The following is a 1,144-nucleotide window of genomic DNA, read 5'->3' as shown; positions in this document are numbered from 1 at the left end:
ACGCCGCATTCAGCGGCTTGTCCGCTGCAATGCTTTGTTAGGCTTGATAGATCGATAAATTGCAATTGGATGAATCATAATTCGAGGATACCTACACGTTCGAATCATTTCTTCAAACCCATCGAAGCCACGAAAAACACCTCTGAAAGCTCTCTCTATTGATTCCGATTCACGTCCTTCCTGATTTAACTCTTCTTCATTGAACTCGATCATTGGATCAAACTGCTCGCTTCCTTCTTTGGGAATCGCCGTAATTACGCCAAGAATATCAAGCTTAACGGTTGGTTTTGATCCATAAAGAAAATGTACCGATTCAGTACTACTCTCCAGAAAAGACTCTCGTTTTAAATTCGACAATATATGAAATTCAGGCATATCATCAAATGGATATAGCCGGAAATTAATTACTCCGGGAAGGAATACCCTTATCCAGTTTTGCATTCCTTCAATGATCCAGTCTTCAACCTCGCCAATTGACTTAGCTTTAATAAAAAGCTCTAAGTTATGCTCCAACTCATCTAATTCATTTTTTCGCTTGGTCTTTTGCTGTCCATTTTTCATCAATCGGATTTCATTTCTCTGGGACTCGATCTTTTCTAGTATCTCTTTACACTCATCTGACTCTCTTAGCGAAGACTCTATACTTCGATTTATAAGGGCCGCAATATCTTTGTAGTTAGCTGATATTCGACATATACGCTCATAATCTTCGAGAACGGCCCACCCTGTCGCTTTAATACATAGCGTGTTTTCGAATATCGATATTGCCTCACCCGAAGCCAGCTGTTCTTTGCTTACGTCAACACCTATTTCTGCTGCATAACCTAATTTAAAAAGCTGATCTTCTAATTCATTATACAATTCATGGTGACTAACTCGCGTCTCCTTAAATGACTCCGAATCAGTACCGACACCACCCGCCTCATGCTTGAACAGCTTGAGATCATAGTTTCGTAGATTTTTATCCGTCTTATTGGAGGAAGTTGATGTTTCAAACTGCTGAATTATTCCCCCAGTTATCTGGCTATAAAGCGAGCTAACTTTATCCATGTCGAGATAAATCAGATCCTTAACTTCATTCATCTTTCTCGCCTCATTTTTAAGCCTAACGCCCAAATTTAGCGCGGAAAGCCGCGCAGCGGGT

General features: G+C 40.4%; 1 protein-coding gene. It reads right to left on the bottom strand.

What is annotated here, in order from left to right:
- Positions 1-9: 9 nt before the first annotated feature.
- Positions 10-1,144 (bottom strand): DUF6414 family protein (locus tag Q3O60_RS17580; RefSeq protein ID WP_305895228.1); only part of this gene is annotated, 1,135 nt, incomplete at its 5' end.

Origin of the sequence: Alkalimonas collagenimarina (assembly GCF_030717845.1) — a bacterium.
Taxonomy (GTDB): Bacteria; Pseudomonadota; Gammaproteobacteria; order Enterobacterales; family Alteromonadaceae; genus Alkalimonas; species Alkalimonas collagenimarina.
The sequence above is the reverse complement of the archived record's forward strand: the minus strand, read 5'-3'. Positions and strand labels throughout refer to the sequence as shown.